The organism is Floridaenema flaviceps BLCC-F50, assembly GCF_041929275.2.
Lineage (GTDB): Bacteria > Cyanobacteriota > Cyanobacteriia > Cyanobacteriales > Aerosakkonemataceae > Floridanema > Floridanema flaviceps.
This window is the reverse complement of the sequence record NZ_JBHFNR020000001.1, coordinates 975,375-996,670: the sequence shown is the minus strand read 5'-3', so window position 1 is coordinate 996,670 and position 21,296 is coordinate 975,375. Positions and strand designations below refer to the sequence as shown.

The 21,296-nt window shown below is 40.8% G+C and carries 18 protein-coding genes; 7 read left to right on the top strand and 11 right to left on the bottom strand.

The window, feature by feature from the left end; genetic code table 11:
* Nucleotides 1-150: 150 nt before the first annotated feature.
* Together ACE1CI_RS04810 and ACE1CI_RS04805 are read left to right on the top strand one after the other, a co-directional pair.
* Entirely contained in the window at nucleotides 151-1,203 is a 1,053-nt protein-coding gene (locus ACE1CI_RS04810) for a fatty acid desaturase (protein ID WP_413267926.1), read from the top strand.
* A gap of 212 nt (nucleotides 1,204-1,415) precedes the next feature.
* On the top strand, nucleotides 1,416-1,919 hold the full coding sequence (locus ACE1CI_RS04805) for a hypothetical protein (protein ID WP_413267925.1): 504 nt from the start codon (nucleotides 1,416-1,418) through the stop codon (nucleotides 1,917-1,919).
* Here the strand turns inward: ACE1CI_RS04805 and ACE1CI_RS04800 are convergent.
* The gene (locus tag ACE1CI_RS04800) at nucleotides 1,909-3,135 is read right to left on the bottom strand and encodes a glycosyltransferase family 4 protein (protein WP_413267924.1); all 1,227 of its coding nucleotides are present in this window, start codon (nucleotides 3,133-3,135) and stop codon (nucleotides 1,909-1,911) included. The two genes, ACE1CI_RS04805 and ACE1CI_RS04800, sit on opposite strands and share 11 nt — an antisense overlap.
* Nucleotides 3,136-3,319: 184 nt before the next feature.
* Here ACE1CI_RS04800 and ACE1CI_RS04795 point away from each other — a divergent pair, with 184 nt between their 5' ends.
* Nucleotides 3,320-4,054, top strand: a complete 735-nt coding sequence (locus ACE1CI_RS04795) for a hypothetical protein (RefSeq protein WP_413267923.1) — start codon at nucleotides 3,320-3,322, stop codon at nucleotides 4,052-4,054.
* Nucleotides 4,055-4,342: 288 nt separating this feature from the next.
* On the opposite strand, the gene ACE1CI_RS04790 is transcribed toward ACE1CI_RS04795, so the two are convergent.
* The 3 genes from ACE1CI_RS04790 to ACE1CI_RS04780 are packed head-to-tail and all read right to left on the bottom strand — an operon-like array spanning nucleotide 4,343 to nucleotide 6,494.
* Complete coding sequence (locus ACE1CI_RS04790) at nucleotides 4,343-4,534, bottom strand: hypothetical protein (RefSeq protein WP_496615240.1); 192 nt, start codon at nucleotides 4,532-4,534, stop codon at nucleotides 4,343-4,345.
* A 5-nt stretch (nucleotides 4,535-4,539) separates the two neighbouring features.
* Complete coding sequence (locus ACE1CI_RS04785) at nucleotides 4,540-5,100, bottom strand: hypothetical protein (protein WP_496615239.1); 561 nt, start codon at nucleotides 5,098-5,100, stop codon at nucleotides 4,540-4,542.
* A complete protein-coding gene (locus ACE1CI_RS04780; RefSeq protein ID WP_413267921.1) occupies nucleotides 5,097-6,494 on the bottom strand; it encodes an AAA family ATPase in 1,398 nt (465 codons plus the stop codon). The genes ACE1CI_RS04785 and ACE1CI_RS04780 overlap by 4 nt, the downstream gene beginning before the upstream one ends.
* 506 nt (nucleotides 6,495-7,000) lie before the next feature.
* On the opposite strand from ACE1CI_RS04780, the gene ACE1CI_RS04775 reads away from it, so the two are divergent.
* Nucleotides 7,001-7,933, top strand: a complete 933-nt coding sequence (locus ACE1CI_RS04775) for a ParA family protein (protein WP_413267920.1) — start codon at nucleotides 7,001-7,003, stop codon at nucleotides 7,931-7,933.
* 243 nt (nucleotides 7,934-8,176) lie between these two features.
* Here ACE1CI_RS04775 and ileS read toward each other — a convergent pair whose 3' ends face one another.
* Together ileS and ACE1CI_RS04765 are read right to left on the bottom strand one after the other, a co-directional pair.
* Entirely contained in the window at nucleotides 8,177-11,545 is a 3,369-nt protein-coding gene (ileS, locus tag ACE1CI_RS04770; RefSeq protein WP_413267919.1) for an isoleucine--tRNA ligase, read from the bottom strand.
* 199 nt (nucleotides 11,546-11,744) lie between these two features.
* Complete coding sequence (locus ACE1CI_RS04765) at nucleotides 11,745-12,470, bottom strand: Ycf66 family protein (RefSeq protein WP_413267918.1); 726 nt, start codon at nucleotides 12,468-12,470, stop codon at nucleotides 11,745-11,747.
* Nucleotides 12,471-12,620: 150 nt separating this feature from the next.
* Between ACE1CI_RS04765 and gnd the strand changes: the two genes are divergently transcribed.
* Nucleotides 12,621-14,123: an NADP-dependent phosphogluconate dehydrogenase gene (gene gnd, locus ACE1CI_RS04760; RefSeq protein WP_413267917.1), complete on the top strand. Its 1,503-nt coding sequence runs from the start codon at nucleotides 12,621-12,623 to the stop codon at nucleotides 14,121-14,123.
* Here gnd and ACE1CI_RS04755 read toward each other — a convergent pair whose 3' ends face one another.
* Both ACE1CI_RS04755 and ACE1CI_RS04750 read right to left on the bottom strand, forming a co-directional pair.
* The gene (locus ACE1CI_RS04755; protein ID WP_413267916.1) at nucleotides 14,124-14,345 is read right to left on the bottom strand and encodes a hypothetical protein; all 222 of its coding nucleotides are present in this window, start codon (nucleotides 14,343-14,345) and stop codon (nucleotides 14,124-14,126) included.
* Entirely contained in the window at nucleotides 14,305-14,556 is a 252-nt protein-coding gene (locus ACE1CI_RS04750; RefSeq protein ID WP_413267915.1) for a type II toxin-antitoxin system MqsA family antitoxin, read from the bottom strand. The genes ACE1CI_RS04755 and ACE1CI_RS04750 overlap by 41 nt, the downstream gene beginning before the upstream one ends.
* Before the next feature lie 280 nt (nucleotides 14,557-14,836).
* Between ACE1CI_RS04750 and ACE1CI_RS04745 the strand changes: the two genes are divergently transcribed.
* A complete protein-coding gene (locus tag ACE1CI_RS04745; protein ID WP_496615238.1) occupies nucleotides 14,837-16,612 on the top strand; it encodes a diguanylate cyclase domain-containing protein in 1,776 nt (591 codons plus the stop codon).
* A 15-nt stretch (nucleotides 16,613-16,627) separates the two neighbouring features.
* On the opposite strand, the gene ACE1CI_RS04740 is transcribed toward ACE1CI_RS04745, so the two are convergent.
* The 3 genes from ACE1CI_RS04740 to ACE1CI_RS04730 all read right to left on the bottom strand — a co-directional run bounded on the left by ACE1CI_RS04740 (nucleotide 16,628) and on the right by ACE1CI_RS04730 (nucleotide 20,020).
* A complete protein-coding gene (locus ACE1CI_RS04740) occupies nucleotides 16,628-17,563 on the bottom strand; it encodes a WD40 repeat domain-containing protein (protein ID WP_413267913.1) in 936 nt (311 codons plus the stop codon).
* An 89-nt stretch (nucleotides 17,564-17,652) separates the two neighbouring features.
* Nucleotides 17,653-17,835, bottom strand: coding sequence for a hypothetical protein (locus ACE1CI_RS04735; protein WP_413267912.1), 183 nt, complete (start codon nucleotides 17,833-17,835; stop codon nucleotides 17,653-17,655).
* 334 nt (nucleotides 17,836-18,169) lie between these two features.
* Complete coding sequence (locus tag ACE1CI_RS04730) at nucleotides 18,170-20,020, bottom strand: protein kinase domain-containing protein (protein ID WP_413267911.1); 1,851 nt, start codon at nucleotides 20,018-20,020, stop codon at nucleotides 18,170-18,172.
* A gap of 112 nt (nucleotides 20,021-20,132) precedes the next feature.
* On the opposite strand from ACE1CI_RS04730, the gene ACE1CI_RS04725 reads away from it, so the two are divergent.
* On the top strand, nucleotides 20,133-21,290 hold the full coding sequence (locus ACE1CI_RS04725; RefSeq protein ID WP_413267910.1) for a tocopherol cyclase family protein: 1,158 nt from the start codon (nucleotides 20,133-20,135) through the stop codon (nucleotides 21,288-21,290).
* Nucleotides 21,291-21,296 lie beyond the last annotated feature (6 nt).

Genomic DNA, 21,296 nt, shown 5'->3' with positions numbered 1-21,296 from the left:
TCTCCAGCCTGACTACTACTGAAATTTAGCAAAATAAGCAAAATATCCGCCCATATTGCCTGTTACTGATTGATTTATAGTAGGCAGCTTTGCTGTGCCTATTTTGCTACACACTGTACGGTTACGCAGGAAGTTTAAGTTAAGTAATTCATGACTCTATCATTTGTAAAACCCCAAGATTCAGGAACTACCCAGGAAGTTTCCCCTAATCTCCGCCTCAGAGATATTTTGCGGACTTTACCAAAAGAGGTGTTCCTGAAAAATCGCCGGAAAGCTTGGACTTCGGTGGTAATTAATGTATTGCTGGTTTGTTTAGGCTATGCTGGCATTGCTTTTTCTCCTTGGTTTTTGTTACCATTCGCCTGGATTTTTACCGGGACGGCACTGACTGGTTTTTTTGTTATTGGTCATGACTGTGGTCATCGTTCATTTGCTAACCGTCGTTGGGTGAATGATTTGCTGGGTCATGCGATGATGTTGCCTTTGATTTATCCTTTCCATAGTTGGCGACTTCTCCACAATCACCACCACGCCCATACGAATAAGATAGATGAGGATAATGCTTGGCAACCTTTTAAACCAGAGTATTACGATAGCTTAGGTACATTGGGAAAATGGGGTTATCAAGCGATACGGGGTCGTCTTTGGTGGGTAGGATCGATCGCGCATTGGGCAGTTTTACACTTTAATTGGAACCGATTTGAAGGTAAAAAGCGGGAACAGGTAAGATTTTCGGTATTGTTGGTTTTGGGGTTTATGGCGATCGGATTTCCCACTTTAATCGCTACCACTGGAATTTGGGGTTTTGTCAAGTTTTGGTTAATGCCTTGGATGGTTTACCATTTCTGGATGAGTACCTTTACTTTGGTACACCACACATATTCTGATATTCCTTTTAAACCGGAAGCAGAGTGGAATGAAGCGATGGCGCAGTTAGCGGGAAGCGTTCATTGCGACTATCCAGGTTGGGTAGAATTTCTCTGTCATGATATTAACGTCCACATTCCCCACCACCTTTGTACTGCTATCCCTTCCTACAACTTGCGGTTAGCACATCGCAGCATCAAGGAAAACTGGGGAGAGTATGTCCGGGAATACACTTTTTCTTGGTCTTTAATGAAACAGATTACCGACGAATGTCACTTATATGACCCGGAAAAATACTACGAGTCTTTTGGGAATCATCACGCTAAAGGTAAATAAGTAATTCGTTCGTTGTGACGACTTCAGTCGTTCTATTTGGTAAGGAAACGACTAAAGTCGCTACAACAGACCTAATTAAAACTCAGCTGTTATATCGGCTGGGTTTTTTACAATATTTGTAAAATAGTATTTTACCAGTAGCGACATTGCCTAATTAATCGCTAAACTACGCGAATAAGACTTGTAAAAGGTTTAAAATCCTCAGTTAGGAAATGAATATACCAAAGCATTCGAGCAAACTAGCTCTTGAGAGCAGAAAACTTAACTATCATGATGCTTATAGTTGTCCAGTCTGTCGCTATGGTCATATTTCAGTATTGACTCTCACGGAAGCTTTTGCTTGTGACTTTTGTCGCCATATTTTTACGGCGAATATAGAAGAACAAATACTGATTATGGCGGATAGTACGCCGCCGATGGCTTGGCGGTGGACTGGTCGAAATTGGAAGTTAGCACATCAAAAAGATTCGGAATTATCTTTTGTAGTTTGGCTGTTGGGAATGGCTTTGGTAATTTTCCCAACTTTAATTGTGGGAGTTTCTACTTACATTTTCCCACCAGAAGAAGGAAGCAATCAATCTTATTTTCCTTTTATTTGGGTGGGTTTAACTTTTCTATCGCATTTAATTTTGGTACTTTGGTTGTTAGCAGAAAGTTACCAATTGCCATTTTATACTTATTTAAAAGTCAAAATTCGCAATTGGCTTAATCGGTGATTACTTGTTCGTAAAGTTGTCCTGCACGTTCCCAGATGTATTCTGTTTCTACCAAATATCGCCCATTTTTCGATAACTCTTGCCGTAATTGGGCATTTTCAAATAAGCGATCGATCGCGTTAATATATTCTGGGATGCTGTTAGCTCTTAATGCTCTTAATGGTACATTGGGAGTGTCAACGGCTAATCCTTCTAATCCGCGATCGCTACCTACTACTGGAGTTCCCGCTGCCATTGCTTCTAAGGTTTTATTTTTAATTCCATAACCTGCACGCAAAGGTACTACACAAACTGTACTTTGGTGGAGATATTCTGCCATTGATGGCACTTTTCCCGTAACAATAACTCCTTTGGTTTCTGCGAGTGCTAAAACTTCGGGGGTGGGACGTGCGCCGACAATACTAAAAGTAGTATCGGGGTAGGTTTTTTGCAGTTCTGGTAACACTTCTAAGGCAAAAAATCGTACTGCGTCGATGTTATGGGAAGCGTCCATTGCGCCGACAAATGCTAGTTTATGTCCTCCTGGATCGCTATTTCGATAAGGGAATAATTCCAAGTCTACACCATTAGGAATTACAGGGATTTTGGCATCGGCACGGTATTTAAGGAATTGTTGTTTGTCGTCTTCGGTGGTGACAACTAAGTAGTTAAATTTGCCGGAATAGCGTTTTTCATAGCGTTCTAGAAGTAGGTTGAGGTAAAGGCGATCGCGCAGCGCATTCGGTGAAGCACCCATATCTAAATGATCGCGTATCCAACCATAAACCGAACTGTGAATATCGACAATTGTTTTGACGGTATTTTTAAATTCAGGACGGACATAAATTTCATTAACGCTATGTTCGCAGGTGATGACATCACATTTTCGCGATCGCACAAAATCATCTACCCAAGCTTGAATTTCGGGAGAATAGCGATATAAAACATTTGGTGGCGTTGCTTTAATTAAAGATTCCGAAAAGCGGGAAAATTTACCAACTAATCCTTTAATTCCACTTAGTTGAGTTGGTTCTGGTGGTAGGGGAAAAATCACTAATTCTTTCACCCATTGACGGAGTTCTGCAACCTCGGTGTCAGTAACTCCTGAGTGGCGTTGAGTAACGAGGGTGATTTGATGACGTTGTTGCAGATATTTAAGTAAGTTAAAGGTTCTAATTTCCGTTCCCCCACGAGTTGGTGGGTAGGGGAACGTTGAGGAAAGCATAAGGATGTTCATCGTACTTAGGTAAAAGAGGTGAATTTTGGTTAAGTTTGCCACTGGCGACTTGAGTTATCACTATGTTAAGCTAGCTGGTCTGAATAATATGCTATGTACATACAAAAAAATAGTGCTTGTAAAAATCTACTTAGGAAATTAAAGATTAAGTGGTAACATATTTAGAATTTTAGCTGTTTGAGTTATGTATTACGGTGCATCAAGTAAACAAACGCTATTGAGGTTAAAATTTGAGTTGCGTTCTTTTTGCAGTTTGTATCCTCAATTGTTTTTTCCGCTGCGATCGCTACTAGGCAAAGGAACCAAACAAGCAGTACAAGAAAATACACAATTAGTTATAGAAGGATTTCCGCGTTCTGCCAACAGTTTTTGTGTAGCGGCAATTCAATCTGTACAGCCAAAGCCTTTAATAATAGCATCTCACTTACACGCAGCAGCACAAGTAATTCGCGCCGCTGATTTGTCAATTCCCACACTAGTACTAATTCGTCAACCAGCAGATGCAATAATTTCCTTAAAGAGTTTAGAATTAGAAATAAGTTATCGATTTAATGTAGATTATCCTGGTTGGGGAGCTTCTGTTAGAAGCTATTTAAAAGCTTGGGTAAATTTTTATTTACAGATATTGCCTTATAAAGAAAATTATGTAATTGGATTATTTGATGAAGTTACTAATGATTTCGGAGCAATTATAGAGCAAATTAATCAACATTTTCATACAAATTTCGCTGGGTTCAAACATACAGAAAAAGATGTGCAAATAATTCATGAAATGGTAGGGTTTCATTCTGGGCCATCGGAAAAGCGTGAGTATTTAAAAGATTTGTTCATCAAAGAGATAGAAGAAGATAATCTTATACCTCTACTGTTGAAAGCAGAAGCTATTTACCAGGAATTTGAGTTATTAGCGAAAAGATGATTTTCTTTCCTCCGTCAGTGTATGGGTAAGGGAATGTGGAGGAAAGTATAGCGGTTTTCATTTGGATGAAGTACACCCCAGAAACCCGGTTTCTTGAAGAAACCGGGTTTCTCCGTACCTCATACTAAGTCCGCATTAATTACTTTTTAGGAAACCACGAAGACACGATAGCGAAGCGAAACGCGATAGCGTTTTAAAACACGAAGAAAGAAGAGGAAGAAGATACGCCAATCGGATAGTTAACCCGGATTTGGTATTAATGAGCGATCGCCTTTTCAATCTAGACTACTATTTTTGCCACCCATCTATGATTTTAATCATGGTTGTGCCACCTAATTTGTAAACCCTTTTTACTACATCTTCAAATGAAGTAAACGGCTCAAATGGTTGCTTACTTCTTTCTTTCTTGAAATTCGCAATTACTGTAGAATTTACTCCAGGAATCTTGCTTAATTGAGAAAGAAGTTTGGATAATTCCATATTGTTCAGACCTCTAAAAGAGGAATTTGTACTGGTTTAATTCTTGTTTCAATTTCATCCATCCTACTTTTAAGCGCTTTGATTTCACTCAAGTACTCTGACCTTAGTTCATTGTGTCGATTTTCCGATCGAGATTCAATGTTTGTTTGGCGTGACTCTAGATTTGTTAAACGTAGTTCAAAGCTGGGTGATATTTTTGTTTCTTTGTCAACCTCACTTAGACCAGTGTTTATTGAAATTCTTTGCTTTCGCAGAACTTGAACTTGCGTGAGGAGAGCTTTCTCATTTTCTGGTTCAATAATAAAGGCTCCAATTGTTTCACCCCTTATAGGATCTATCTCTTTTGCTCTAGCAGCTGCGTAGTATTCAAAATGACCATCTACTACCTCATAGGAGTATGCGTCCGAGCTTGTTCTACAAACAACTATTGGATTGATCAATCCGCCAATTTCTAAAATTTGCTTGGCAGTATTGTCTAATTCATTCTCTGCAAAATTTGACCGAGGAACAGAGGAAGTTATTCGTTTGACTGCTACCAGAGAAGGTGATAATTTTTTCAAATTCATACTGCCATTCCTATTTTTTGCAAAACTTCTATAGCTAACAATTCAAATTCTTGAGATGCAAGCGAATCAGGTTTAAAGTCAAGTACTGAGATTGGATCTGCTATTTCCATCTCTCCAATAATTTGAACCTTTTCTGCACACTTAGCCAAATCATCTCTTTCATAAATCACAGTATCCAATAAATTAAGAGCGTAACGGTTGGGAATAATTTCTCTCCGCCTGGGTAAACTATATTCTATAAATCTAGAATTAGTCGAAATTTTACAAGCCAAAACCCCAAGTATTTGGATGTGTTCTCTATTCACCATTTTTCTGTAGCCATTGACTTGTTTAATCAACTCTTTTACATTGTTTAGCCCTTGATTAGCGAATGGTTTTAAATCTGAAGGAATTATTAAATAATCAGCAGTAATCAGGGCAATCCTAGCAAAGAAATTTAATGATGGAGGAGTGTCAATAAGTACAATATCATACTTGTCATTTACTGCTGCTAATTTTTTAATTAACATCAGCCTACTGTAGTCGAGATTATTTAATTCGTATTCAAACTCCATTAATGTAATGTGAGAAGGAATAACGTCAATTGTAGGATTACTAAACTGAGATTTTCTTGCTACTTCCGGTATAGAGAAGGAATCTTCTAACTGTAAAACATGAAGAATATGGTTATTTCTTATATCGTCCATTTCCTCATCATCAAATTTCACTAAGCCTGTAGCAAAAGTCGTGTTAGCTTGACTATCCAAATCGATAACAAGAACTCGCTTTCCTTTCTTACTTAATGCTGCTGCTAGGTTGACGACAGTTGTTGTTTTACCGACTCCGCCTTTATTGTGATAAACTGCGATCGTCTTCATTGTATTTTTCCTCGGATTTTCAGAATTAGGTTTAGAGATTTGAACAGTTGGTTTTATTTGTTCATCTTGAGATTTGATTATCACAGAAGGAACTTCCGTAGGTTTTTCTTTCAGGCTACCTCTGCCAATAAGAGATTTAATTTCATCTATGTGACTATCAAGTGCTTCGCCGGAACACTGATAAATTAACTGGATATCATCGTTGAATCTTTCATAAATTCTAATTTCTTTAGCATTTGTCAGTAACGCATATCTGAGATTCAAACTGATTAAATATCGCTTGAGTCTGGGAATATGCTTATCTAATTTTTGCTGTGGATGTTTGGCTTCCATCACTACGCCTAATGGCGAGTCGGCATCCAACACAAAAGGGATTTTTTGGATGGCAAAAGCTAAAAAATCTAGACGGATTCTGCCGAAAGCGACTTCTTGATGCCAAGTGTCGGGAGTGTAACCTAACTTAGGTAACAAATAATTGACGATAAGCTTACTTTCAACTTCGCTTTCGTTGCGGCAAAGTTGAGGATTAAAACTCAAAATTTTTTCCTCTCTAGTGCAGCATTTATCAGAGATAAGCTGACTTTGATTCTATTGTCGATCGGATCGTACTCCATTGATTGGGGGAAATTACTGATTTTGCGATCGCACTCATCACTACAAATTCCCAGCGAGATCCCCGACTTCTCTAAGAAGTCGGGGATCTGTGTCGATCGCTCTTTCCTGCCGCCTCTGTGCCTTAACTAGCAACTTAGATGACTAACAGCTGCTTACCTGCTGAGGAAAGGAAAATTACTTTGACGACTGGGGGAAATTTTGTCAAGATTGCAGAGCTTATTAGCTAAAATAATCCAGTTGCCTAAAAGCACAGGTTCATGGGAAAATCATCATCCGTTGACTCGTCTATCTCTAGGGGAAAGTTTCAGCAGTTAACGCCCTTTTGTACGACAAACATATTAAATTTATTCAAGCATGGCGATCGGTGTGTTATCTAGGTGTCTAAACAAAGTTGAAAACAGGGCGAAATTATTGAGAGGACTGAAGGAATGGGTTTAATAATTGCAACTGCTAATATGAAAGGCGGCGTGGGTAAAACAACCCTGACGGTAAATTTAGCTGCTTCGTTAGTAAAAGATTTCGGGAAAAAAGTTTTGGTGGTAGATTTAGATAACCAAATTAGTGCCACTTTGAGTTTAATGTCTCCTCAAGACTTTTCTAAGCGGCGACGCGATAAACGGACTTTAAGGCATTTAGTAAATAGAGCAATTAAACCGGATCTTAAGTTGACAATACCGATCGCAGATGTAATTAATCCTTATGTTTGCTCATTGAAAGGATTGGATTTACTACCGGGTGATTTGGATTTATATGATGAATTTTTAGTATCGGAAATGCTTTATGAAAAAGCAGTTCGTGCAGGTAGCAGCAACTTTGAGCAAATTTGGATTGATTTTGAAAGAGAGTTGGTAAGAAATATTCTCAACCCTGTGGTTAAAGATTATGATTTCATCATTCTTGACTGCGCTCCAGGTTACAATCTTTTGACTCGTAGCGGTTTACTTGCAAGCGATTTCTACATTTTACCAGCTAGACCCGAACCTTTATCTGTGATTGGTATTCAGCTATTAGAAAGACGCATTGCTCAACAAAAAGAAGTTCACCGAAATGAACCTGATGTGAGAATTCAAATGTTGGGAATTGTCTTTACTATGTCCGCTAATTTATTATCAGGCAGATACTACAATCAAGTAATGCGAAGAGTTAATGAAGATTACAGTGCTACTAAAATGTTTAAAACTCGCATTCCTGTTGATGTGAATGTTTCTAAAGCAGTTGATACTTTTATGCCTGTGGTTTTGTGTAATCCCCAATCACCAGGAGGGAAAGCTTTTACCCAATTAACTCAAGAATTTCTCCAAAAAATTACGGTTGTTACTAATACGAAACAGAATCCAGCGAAAATTGATTTTGGTGAATAGTCTTTGAGATCCCCGACTTCTTGAAGAAGTCGGGGATCTGGGCATCCTAAAACTTTCTCGTTCCCAGGTTCAACCTGGGAACGAGGATTGGGAGGTTCTACCTCCTTTTCCTTTTTCCTTTTGCGTTTCTCTTTCCCAAGAGGCGGAGCCTCTGCTTCTCGTTCCCAGCTTGAATCTGGGAACGAGGAACGAGGAGTAGCTTGAGATCCCCGACTTCTTCAAGAAGTCGGGGATCTGGGCAGCCTAAAATTTACCTTGCAATGCAGGAATGCAACGTTCACAAAGTAGGGGATCTGAGAGAGATTTGCCTATATTGATGGAGTAATTCCAACAACGATCGCACTTTTCCCCATCAGCTTTCACTATCCCAACACCTAGCTTTTCTGTGTGCAATTTATATTGCAAATCGGTTAAAGCATCAGGTGAATCTAGCAATTCCACTTGGGAAGAAATGAACAGATAACGCAGTTCATCCACACCTTTAAGAATTCCTGGATTTTGGGGAATAGTCTCAACTTCTAACAAAGTAATTGCTTCAGGTTCAGTAGCTTCGGGCAGAAGTTTTTGTTCGCTTATTTCCGCAGTTTTACCTAGAATTTCTTCTTTGTAAGTGCTAATTTGTGCAAACAATTTTTCGCGGTCTTCTGCTAATAGTAAATACCTTCGGGCATACCACAGTGAGTAGAAAAGTCCCAATATTCTAAAAAACTGTTCTAGTAGCGGAACTCGGTTAATTACGCCTAAAGTTCCCCCCATTATATAGACAGTGACAATTGTCGCCAGAATTAAAGCAACTGTGATTAAAGGTTGATTGTAATTGCGGACAAATTCTCCGAAATTAACATTTAATTCTTGCAGAACAGGGGACTTTTTAGTAGGAACAATTGCCCCAGGCGGTGTGTACGGTTCAGCATCAATTAGATTTGCTTCTGCTGGTACTTCTGGTATGTATTCAACAATTTCTGGGTTTAATTCCGCCAATTGTTCGCGCAGTTTTTCATCAGCAACGTAAAGCAAAACTTTCGCTTCTAAAGAAGAACCGATCGTTTTTTCACTCCGCGCCTGTTCCATGACTTTATTCACTTCTTGGCGCAGCTGTCTTAGTTGTTGCCATTTTGTTGCTAATTGGGGATTTTTCCAGCGTTCATCTACCTTCACCCAACCTGCTTCAAACACAGATTTGTAAGGAGTTGAGTAAGGGATAAATTGCCAAATATCTTCGGCTGTGTGGCATAATACTGGTGCGATCGCTTTTGCTAAGTTTTCAAGTGCGATCGCTAAAACCGTTTGACAGCTGCGACGACGATAAGCATCAGGTGCACTGATATACAACCGATCTTTCGCCACATCTAAATAGAAATTGGAAAGATCCACCACACAGAAATTTTGCACCGTTTGGAAGAATCGGAAAAATTGGAAACTCTCAAAAGCAGCTTCCACCTCACCAAAAACTTCCGTCATCCGATGCAACATATAACGGTCTAATTCCGGCAATTCTTCAACAGGAACCGCATCTTTTTCGGGGTCAAAATCATGCAAATTCCCCAACAAAAACCGCGCTGTATTGCGGATTTTATTGCGGATATCGCCCATTTGTTTGAGCAGATTTTTACCCAAAGGCACATCAGTAGAATAATCTACCGACGACACCCACAAACGCAACACATCTGCACCATAAGGCGGTTCTTCTTTCTGATTTTTCCCACCTTCAATGACAATAGTTGGATCGACAACATTCCCCAAAGACTTACTCATTTTCCGGTTCTGTTCATCCAACACAAAACCATGAGTTAAAACAGTTTTATAAGGGGCAATTCCATTACTCGCCACACTAGTTAATAAACTAGATTGAAACCAACCGCGATGTTGATCGGACCCTTCCAGATAAATCTCTGCTGGATAATGTAATTCCGGGCGTTGTTTTAACACAGCTGCCCAAGAAGAACCAGAATCAAACCACACATCCATTGTGTCAGTTCCCTTGCGGTACTTCTTGCCATTGTTGCGGAATTTTTCCGGCAAAAGTTCCTCAACGGAAAGTTCCCACCAAGCATCAGAACCTTTTTCGGCGACAATACTTTGAACGTGAGAAATCGTTTCTTCAGTTAACAGCGGTTCTCCAGTTTCTTCATCGTAAAAAACTGGAATTGGCACGCCCCAACTGCGCTGACGAGAGATACACCAATCCGATCGTTCCGCTACCATTGGTGTAATGCGATTTTCCCCTTGGGCGGGAATCCATTTCACTTCGGAAATTGCTTTTAAAGCAGCTTCCCGGAAACCAGCAACCGAAGCAAACCATTGTTCAGTCGCCCGATAAATTGTCGGTTTTTTCGTCCGCCAATCATAAGGATATTTGTGTCGATAAGGTTCTTCTTTCAACAACACATTTTCCTTTGCCAACGCTTCCACAACAGCGGCATTACCCTTATCGAGGACGTTTAAACCTGCAAATTGTCCTGCTTCTTCGGTGAAATTGCCATCAGCATCGACGGGGGAAAATGCAGGTAAATTGTAACGTTTTCCGACTTGAAAATCCTCATCCCCATGTCCGGGTGCGGTATGAACTAAACCAGTACCGGAATCAGTGGTAATGTAATCGCCACCGATGACTATGGGACTTACTCGGTCATAAAGTGGATGCTTGTAAGTACAATTTTCAAAAGAACGACCTACACCAACAGCGCGAACCGTCAACTTTACGCCCAAAGTAGCAGCTAACCGTTCCACCAATTCATTAGCAACAATTAAATACTTAAACTTGCTAAGTTTTGTGCCTTTTTGGTCAACTTCTACCACAGCGTAAAGCAAATCAGGATTGACTGCTACTGCCATATTCGCTGGAATAGTCCAAGGCGTAGTCGTCCAAACCGCAACACCCAACTGGGGCAAATAAGGTGCTAGTGCTTCCTTCAAGTCATCTGCTACGCTGACCACAGGGAAAGCAGCATAAAGACTGCGGGAAACGTGAGTCGGGTTGCCCTTTTCATCTTCGGGATATTCCAATTCCGCCTCTGCCAAAGCAGTTTTAGAACTTGGACTCCAGTGAACAGGTTTTAAACCCCGATAGATGTAACCTTTTAACACCATTTGCCCGAAAACGCCGATTTGCGCCGCTTCATATTCCGGGTTTAGAGTCAGATAAGGATTTTCCCAATCTCCCCAAACGCCGTAACGCATAAAGCTGCGACGTTGTTCGTCCACAGTGTTGAGGGCAAAATCTTTTGCCTTGCGACGAAGTTCCAGAGGCGTGAGGTTTTTCCGTTCCTCTGGTTTCATTTGCTGCAAAACTTTTAACTCAATGGGCAAACCATGACAATCCCAACCAGGAACATAGCGCACCTTGCGCCCTTTAAGTAACTGGTAACGATTAATAATATCCTTGAGAATCTTATTCAGGGCATGACCAATGTGCAGCGAACCATTGGCATAAGGTGGCCCATCGTGCAATACAAATATATCGCCCGGATTGTTTTGGGACAATCTTTCGTAAATCTGATTTTCGGCCCAAAACTGTTGGATTTCTGGTTCCCGCTTGATAGCGTTCGCACGCATATCGAAGTTAGTTTTGGGCAGATTAACGGTGTCTTTGTAGCTTTTATTTTCTGTCACGGTCGGAATGCCGGAAAAACAATTATGAAATGAAATGAGTCAATTGGAACTACATTTTTCCAATGTATCAAAATTGGGGAAAAGTCATTGGTGAGTTGTCATTGGGAAAAGGGTAAAGGTCAAAAGGCAAATTATTTATCTCCTCTGCCCCTCTGCCCCTCTGCCCCTCTGCCCCTCTGCCCCTCTGCCCTTGGAACCCTCAACTCCCCGACTTTTCAATCTTGTCAAAGGGACTTGGGGGTGAACTAGGCAGATTTTTCTCTTCTGCATCTTCCACAGCTTCTTCTACCAGTTTAGGGTCTGGAGGGTTGGGGCGAACTAGTTCCGGTGTTTCGCTGGAAGTTGTATCTACATTTAGTGTGACATCAAGTTCCGGTTGTGGGTTGTCTGGGGTAATTTCGGTGATTGTCACCTCAGCAGTAGGAGGAGTTGCTACTGTTTTTGCGGAACTTGCAGCGGGAGGAGTAACAGTTGGTTTAACTTTGGGCGGTTTTGCGGTTTTCGGTTTTCCGCTATTGAATAAGCCTAAGAGTTTTTGGGGTAGTTGGGAAACTCCTTGCGGTAAGGATACCTTGGAAGCTTGAGATTTAAGGTTTTCGCTGAGGTTTTTTGCCTCAGATAACACTTTTTCGGTTGCTTCCTCTGTGCTGGGTAACTCGGTTTGTTGCCATTTGGGAGTAAGTTCTCTGCGTAATGTCAGGGTTTGCCAACCAAACCAACCTAATAAGGCAACGCTAGCAACTTGTCCTAACAGAACGCCACCTGTAATTCTGCCAGCACAAATCCACAAAACTAAAGCATAAAACAACCCGACTCCACTCCAATAAAAATCGCTCTTACGGTGGATTTCTGGTAGGAAAAATGCGGCAAGGTAAATAGCAAGGCTACCTGTACCGACGACTAATGCCAAGATGTATGCGAGCATAAAACTCCCATCTAGTTAAACGGCTTATACCCGCTAATTTTACCTTTTCGATCGCAGTCTTAATTTCTTCTTCCAGGACAACACAGAAAGTTACCGCTAACCTGAAGGAGACAACTTTCGTAACAACAGCAGTATTAAGTAAAAAGTCCTATGGCACTACAGAGTTTTGGTGTAATCGGTTTAGCAGTAATGGGTGAAAACCTAGCTTTAAACGTAGAACGTAATGGTTTTCCCATTTCTGTGTATAACCGCACCGCAGAAAAAACAGATGCTTTCATGCAGACACGCGCCCAAGGCAAAAATGCCGTAGCAACTTACACCATTAAAGATTTCGTTGCGTCCTTAGAACGTCCCCGCAAAATCTTGATTATGGTGAAAGCTGGTGCGCCTGTGGATGCAGTAATTCAAGAATTGAAACCTTTCTTAGAGGAAGGCGATATCATCATCGACGGTGGTAACTCTTTATATGACGATACTGCACGTCGCACCCGTGAGTTAGAACCAGAAGGTTTCCGTTTTATCGGTATGGGTGTTAGTGGTGGTGAAGAAGGGGCGTTAAATGGCCCAAGTTTAATGCCTGGTGGAACCACTAGTTCTTATGAATATCTTGAGCCAATTTTTACCAAAATTGCGGCACAAGTTGATGATGGTGCTTGTGTAACTTATATCGGCCCCGGCGGTGCTGGTCACTATGTAAAAATGGTTCACAATGGCATTGAGTATGGTGATATGCAGCTAATTGCTGAAGCTTATGACCTACTCAAAAATGCTGCGGGTTTGAATGATAAACAGCTGCATGAAGTATTTACCGAATGGAACACTACTGACGAACTCAATTCTTATTTAATTGAGATTACTGCTGATATTTTCAAATACATTGACCCAGACACGAAACAACCTTTGGTGGAAATGATTTTGGATGCGGCGGGGCAAAAGGGAACGGGACGCTGGACTGTTCAAAGTGCTTTAGAATTGGGTGTTTGTATTCCCACAATTACGGCGGCAGTAAATGCCCGGATTATGTCATCTTACAAGGCGGAAAGAGTTGCTGCTTCGCAAGTTTTGACTGGTCCAACTGCAAAATATACGGGTGATGTTAGCACTTTTGTAACGCAAATTAGGGATGCGCTTTACTGCTCAAAAATCTGCTCTTATGCTCAAGGTATGGCGCTTTTGAGTTCGGCATCTAAAGCTTATTCCTATAATCTGAATTTGAGTGAAATTTCGCGAATTTGGAAAGGTGGCTGTATTATTCGGGCTGGATTTTTGAATAAGATTAAGTCAGCTTTCAAGGAAAATCCAGAGTTACCGAATTTGCTGTTAGCTCCTGAGTTTAAACAGACAATTTTGGATCGTCAAGGTGCGTGGCGGGAAGTGTTGTCTCAGGCGGCGCTGTTAGGAATTCCGGTTCCGGCGTTTAGTGCTTCTTTGGATTATTTTGACAGCTATCGGCGCGATCGTCTACCGCAAAACCTCACTCAAGCACAACGCGACTATTTCGGCGCACACACTTACGAAAGAGTCGATAAAGATGGCTTCTTCCACACAGAATGGACTAAGTTTTCTGAAGAGTCAGTGCAAACTTCAACCCCAGAACCTTTGCAAGCTCAAGAACCCGCTAAAGTAGCAAGTACTGCTGGTTCTGCTGAATAATTAATCATGGGTGGGTAATTCCCACCCTAATTTTTTATTAGACCTCTCCAACAAAGAATCTCTTTCGGCAGGCAGGATGCCTACCCCACAAGAGTTTTTGGAGATATCTATATGTAATGGATAATCATCATAAAGCCCTTCGTCTTCTGGTGCGTAACCGTTTAAAAATTCTGTATGATCCCTAATTGGTGTAACTTTTTGTTGGCATTTGAATGTAAGCATCAGGTTCTTCATTCTGCTGATGAATAGCGAAAAAATGTCGCTCGATTTCTTTAAGAACTGCTGCATCATAATAAACCATTCCGCAATCAATACAAATTTCTACTGGAGTATTAGGAACTAATAAATATTTGCCTTGATGACTGTAAAGATAGTTAATTCGGCGTTCTTCATACTGATGACTACCACAAGTATTGCATTGAATTTCTCTCATTAGTTTATCCTCTGGTTCTAGGGTCAATAAAATTTGGTGGACTGGGAATTTGGATAGTCGTCATAATACTTTTCATAGGTTATTAGTTAGTTGACAGTTGTCATTATAAAGCCGATCGCAGATAGACTAATTTATTTAGAGAGCGTGGAGCATTGTTATTATGGCAACCTTATATTAAGAATTGTGATATTAAGCATTTCTTAGTTATGATGGGTTATGATGTTGTATCTATTACATCCAGCAATAAAAAAATTCGTAGATTTACGCTCGGTTAAATGCAGTGAGAAAAAAATTTGTAGATTTGATCTGCCGAATAGTTGGTATCCAATCTATCAGTCAATTAGAAGGGCAATTACAGAATAGGCACCTGGAACTTCAGGCGATCGACGAACAACAAAAAGCACTGTACCGAGTGATTAGTAAAATTCGGGCATCTCTTGACCTGGATATCATTTTTCGCACTACGACAAAAGAAACTTGTAAACTGCTTCGAGTTGAGCGGATAGCAGTCTATCGATTTTCAGATGACTGGGGGGGTAAGTTTGTTAGTAATTTTGAATTTGCTGAACCTGGTTGGGATTTTGGCAGATTTGAAGAAAACACCGTCTGGAATGATTCATATCTGCAAGAGCATCAGGGAGGACGATATCGCAACAATGAGTGCTTAACGGTTGCTGATGTTTATAAGGCAGGTTTATCGCAATGCCATCTAGACATTTTAGAGCAATTTCATATTCGTGCATACGCCACAGTTCCGATTTTTATTGGGCAAAAGTTGTGGGGAGTTTTAGCTGCTTATCAACATTCCCAAACTCATGAATGGCAACATCAAGAAATTCAGTTTTTATCGCAAGTGGCAAATCAACTTGGGTTTGCGGTGAAGCAAGCGGAACTGATGGCGCAAACTGAGCGAAAAGCCGAGGAATTAAGGTTAGCTAATGAGCAACAAGAGATTTTATCTAATATAATTGCCCAAATTCGTGAGTCGCTCGATCTCAAAACTTTATTCAAAACAACAACTCGTGAAGTTCGCAAAGCCTTGCATACCGATCGCGTTGGTATTTTTCAATTTAATATTGACTCACACTACAAATCTGGTGAATTTGTGGCTGAGAATGTATTGCCGGAATATGATTCTGCGATCGCAGTTAAAGTAAATGACCATTGCTTTGGAAACCAATTTTCAGCCCAATATCATCAGGGACGGGTACAGGCGATATCAGATATCTATCAGGTTGGATTAAAGGATTGCCATCTAGAAGTACTGGAACAATTTCAAATTAAAGCTCAAATCGTTGTTCCTCTAATCAAAGGAGATACACTGTGGGGACTTTTATGTGTTCATCAATGCCGTCATCCTCGGATTTGGCAAGCATCTGAAATTACATTCATCAAACAGTTAGCTACCCAGTTCGGCGTTGCCTTAAGTCATGCAGAATTATTGGCACAATCTCAATCTAAAACTAAACAACTCGATCGGGCGCTTCAGGAACTCAAACTAGCTAATGAAAAATTAGAAGAGTTGAGCAATATCGATTCCTTAACTCAAATCTCGAATCGTCGATTTTTCGATCGGACCATAGAAAATGAGTGGCAAAGACTGACGCGCACAGCAGAGTATCTATCTCTGATTTTATTTGATGTTGATTATTTTAAGGCTTATAACGATTACTACGGTCATCCATCTGGAGATAAATGTCTGATGGAAATTGCCTGTGCAGCTAAATCAGTTGTGAAGCGTTTCACAGATGTTATAGCTCGTTATGGTGGAGAGGAATTTGCTGTAATTTTACCAAATACCGATCGGGCTGGCGCAGTCAAGATTGCCGAGCAAATCCGAGATGCTGTCAAGGAGTTACAGATTCCTCATCAAGGTACGCCAATCGATCGTCCATACGTCACCATTAGTTTAGGAATTGCCAGCCAAATTCCTACTCACGAGCGATCGGTTCAGCACTTGATTAAAGAAGCCGATAAAGCGTTATATCAAGCCAAGAAATTAGGGCGAGATAGGTGGGTGTGTGCAGATTCCGTAGCCTCAATTATTGAGGACTAAGTAAACGCTGAAATTTCATGCTTCATCACTATCACACCGCCAAATTTTGACTGTCATATCATTACTACCACTAACAATTCTATTTCCTTGAGGACAAAAAGCAACAGAATTAACCCAATCAGAATGATCGCTAAGAGTAGAAATTCTTTGTCCTGTTTCAACCTGCCATATTTTAATAGTGCGATCTGCACTTCCACTAGCTATAATTTGACCATTAGGGTGAAAAGATACTGACCAAACATTACTATGATGTTTGTTTAAAGTGGCTAGTTCTGTACCTGTACTTACCTGCCATAATTTTATAGTTTTATCGTAACAAGCACTAGCAAGAATTTGTCCGTCTGGACTAATAGCTACGGAAGTAACCCAGTTTGAATGACCTGTGAAAGTTTTCTCAAACTTTCCCCGTTTTAGAGAACCTAATTTTATGGTTTTGTCATAACTTCCACTAACAAAACTTTGTCCATCAGGGCTAATAGCAAGAGAGTAAACAGAGTCAGAATGTCCTTTTATAACTTGTAAAATCTGCCCCATTTCTAAATGAAAAATTTTGATAATACCATCCTTGCTACCAGTAATAATATTCTGCCCATCTGGACTAAAACCAACAGACCAAACTGGGGCTGAGTTTATGGTAAAATTTTTCAGTAATTTGCCTGTATTGACTTGCCAAATTTTAATAGTACTGTCATCACTCCCACTCACAAGAGTTTGACCATTTGGGCTGAAAGCAAGACACCTCACCCATGCGGCATGACCATCTAATGTGTGTAATAATTTCCCTGTATCAAGATGCCAAATTTTTACACTTTTATCTCTACTAGCACTAGCGAAAATTTCACCATTGGGACTGATAGCAACTGCAAAAACCCAATTGGCATGATTTAAGGTTTTTACACATTCCCAGGTTTGAGAAAGATTTGTGTTTTCGGGGTTAAGGCAATAACTCATAATGGGAGGTAGATTAACTCAGTCTATAGTTAGTATTCCCTTGAGTTTGTTGGATGTAACAGTTCGATCGCACTCAACCCCAAAATTCCTCAAACATCGTTTTTCAACGTTAATTTTAATCTTTCCAAACGCTGTTGCCGACTTTGCTGTTCTAAGATATTAATAACTGCTTGCAGTTCTAAACCAGCTATTTCCATTTCTTGAATAGCACGACGAGCTTTGGCACTGGTTTGTTTAACTTTTTCTGGGTCAGGCATGGTAAAGTTAGTCATAGTAAACTCCAATCTTGTTTATTTTGAGATTTTCCAAAAATAATTGATACTAAGAATTATTATGAGATCTTGCACCTGCCGTTTTAGCCCGCCTGCGAATCAATTCGCAGGCTAATAGCTTAACTCCACTAAAGTGGACTAAAAGCATAAGAATTTCAAATATTTTAGTCCTCTTTAGAGGACTTTCGCTATGAGCCTGGGACTTGAGTCCCAGGCGGATTTTGGGACTGGTGCAAGATCATCCCTTCGCTTTCTTCTTTCGCGTCTTACCCTTCGGGAAGGCTTCGCCTAATGCGTCCTTTGCGGTTCAAAAAAATCGATCGCCCAACCCCCATCAAACCCCTTGCCAAAACTTAATACTCTTATCATGAGAACCGCTAACCAAAAACTTACCATCAGGACTAAAAGCCAAAGATGAAACTAACTGTAAATGATGGGGAAAAGAAGCAATTAATTTCTCACTTTGCCAACACCAAATCTTAATTGTAGTGTCTTCTCCACCGCTAGCAATCATTTGTCCATCGGGGCTAAAACAAAGCGATCGCACCGAATACAAATTACTAATCAAACTATTAACTAATTCTTCGGCTCCCCAATTCCAAAACTGAATAGTTCTACCATAACCGCCAACAGCTAAAATCTTACCATCTGGACTGAAAGCAAGATCGTAAACCCAACCAGAAGGCCATTCAAAACTTTTAATTAACTTTCCAGTCCTTAAACTCCATAATTTAATATTTTGGGTTTCTCCACCACTGGCAATTATATGATGATTTGGACAGAAAGCGATCGCATTAACCTTACCCTTTTCCTCGAATTTATAAACTAACTCTTGATTGTCAAATCGCCAAATTTTAATATTCTTACCCTCACCCGAACTAGCAATAAAATAGCCATCACTACTAATAGCGATCGCTTTAATTGACCCTGAATGTCCAATAAAACTATGTTTAATTTCTCCACTTTCCAAATGCAAATATTCAATTCTACCGTCGCGATCGCCACTTACCAGAAATTTTCCATCGGGGGTGAAAGCGATCGTATTAATCGCACCCGCACCTCCATAAAAACTCTGAGATGTCAGAGATATAGAACCAGGTTGAATTTTTTCAGCATCAAAAGACCACCGCTTAATTGTGCCATTTTCGCTGCTACTAGCCAGAGTTTTCCCATCAGGACTAAACGCCAAAGAAAGCACCCTTGTAGAATGCCCAAAGATAGTGCCAATATATTTCCATTTTTGATTTAAAGGCTGAGATATCGATGGTGAAACAACAACTGGATCTATAGTCGTATTTGCTTCAAACAAATGCAAATTTAAATCGTTTAGAACTTCTTCCACACAGGGATAACGTTTTGCCGTCGCAGTTTCCAATAACTTATCTAAAATTCCACTTAACTCATCGCTAATGGGATGTTTAAGATATTTCCGCCAAACCCAAACCGCTTCTCTAGTATCATATAAATTAATAGGGTGAAATTGTGTCAGTAAATGAATGCAAGTAACACCTAAACTGTATAAATCGCTGGGGAAAACTGCCTTACCCAAAAGTTGTTCCGGCGCAGTATAACCCGCACTACCAATTACCGTTCCAGTCAATTCTAAAGCCAATCCAGAAGTTAATTTAGCCGCACCAAAATCGACCAAAACTAATTGCCGATCGCTACTGCGACGGATAATATTAGCGGGTTTAATATCTCGGTGAATTATCTTGCGCTCGTGAACAAACCGCAACACCAACAACAAATCATTTAATAATTGTCGAATTTGCGTTTCATTAAAAGCCCCATTTTCGGCCAATTCTCGATCGAGGTTTTTCCCCTCAATAAACTCTTCTACCAAATACTGCTGCCGCTCTTGGTCAAAATATGCCAACAATTCGGCTATTTGAGGATGATTACCCAACTGTTCCAAGCTAATAGCTTCATTGCGAAACATTTCCGCCGCTTTCCTAGCAGTCTCCCCATTTTGACATTGCGGAAAAAACTGTTTAATCACACAGGGAGGTCGAGAAGGCTTAAACTCATCTACAGCCAGGAAAGTTCTGCCAAAACCACCCTGACTCAAGGGTTTTATCGCCCGATAGCGATCGCCCAAAAACAACCTTGAACCACAGGAAAGACAAAACTTTGCGCCATCAGCATTGAGTAACTGCTGGCACTGAGGATTAAGACAATAACTCATATTGAAAACTAAGTAATAATGATTGAGGACTGAGTAGATTCATCCCTTAATTAATTTCTTCCTAATTCCTATTCCCATTCCTTAATTATGTTCTGAGTAGCTGCTAAAGCTTATGTTCAAACTTCCCCATCAACTCAAAACTTTACAAACACCCCACAGTGGCTATCATTGGGACGGAAGCGATCGGCGTTTTTTTGAAGGTTGGTACTATCGAGTTACCCTACCCGAACATCGCCAAACATTCGCCTTCATGTATTCGATCGAAGATCCGAAGGGCGGTAAACTCCACAGTGGAGGCAGTGCCCAAATACTCGGCCCAAATGATGAGTATATATGCCGCAGTTTCCCCGACATGAAAAAATTTTGGGCATGGCGAGACAGCTTAGGATTAGGACATTGGGGAAAAACCGAATGGCTTCCCCCTTGGCAAGGGGGACGGGAGGGGGATCTCTTAAAACCTTTTCAAGGGGGACAAGAGGGGGATCTCTTAAAACCCCGCTACCTCCCACCAGAAGAGTTTACAAGCCACATCCAGCAAGGATACCAAGGAACAGCAAAATTCCATCAAGGAAGCCTTCACGACCCCGGCACAGGTCACACAGCGCGTTGGCAATACGAGATCCAACCCGTTTACGGTTGGGGAAACCCCGGACAACCGCAACAATCAACCGCTGGCTTCTTCTCCTTCCTGCAAATATTTGAACCCGGATGGCAAATATTAATGGCGCATGGTTTAGCCACAGGTTGGATAGAGTGGAATGGCAAACGCTACGAATTCACCAACGCGCCAGCATACGCCGAAAAAAACTGGGGTGGCGCATTTCCCCAAAGATGGTTTTGGCTAAATTGTAATTGCTTTGACGGCGAACCAGACCTCGCCTTAACTGCTGGCGGTGGTAGACGCGGCGTTCTCTGGTGGATGGAGTCAGTCGCAATGGTAGGAATTCATTACCAAGGCAAATTTTATGAATTCGTTCCCTGGAACTCCCAAGTCACTTGGCAAATTGAACCTTGGGGAAAATGGCTTATGCAAGCCAAAAACTCCCAATACGAAGTGGAATTGTTAGGAACTACTGACTTACCCGGAACACCTTTACGTGCTCCCACTCGTGACGGAATGCAATTTGTTTGTCGAGATACCATGCTAGGAAATCTCACCTTAGAATTGCGCGAGAAATCCCAAACTATCCTGAAAGCTACCAGTTCCCTTTGTGGATTAGAAATTGGCGGCAGTCCTTGGGAACAACCCTGGCTATCTAAATCCGATTAACTCAGA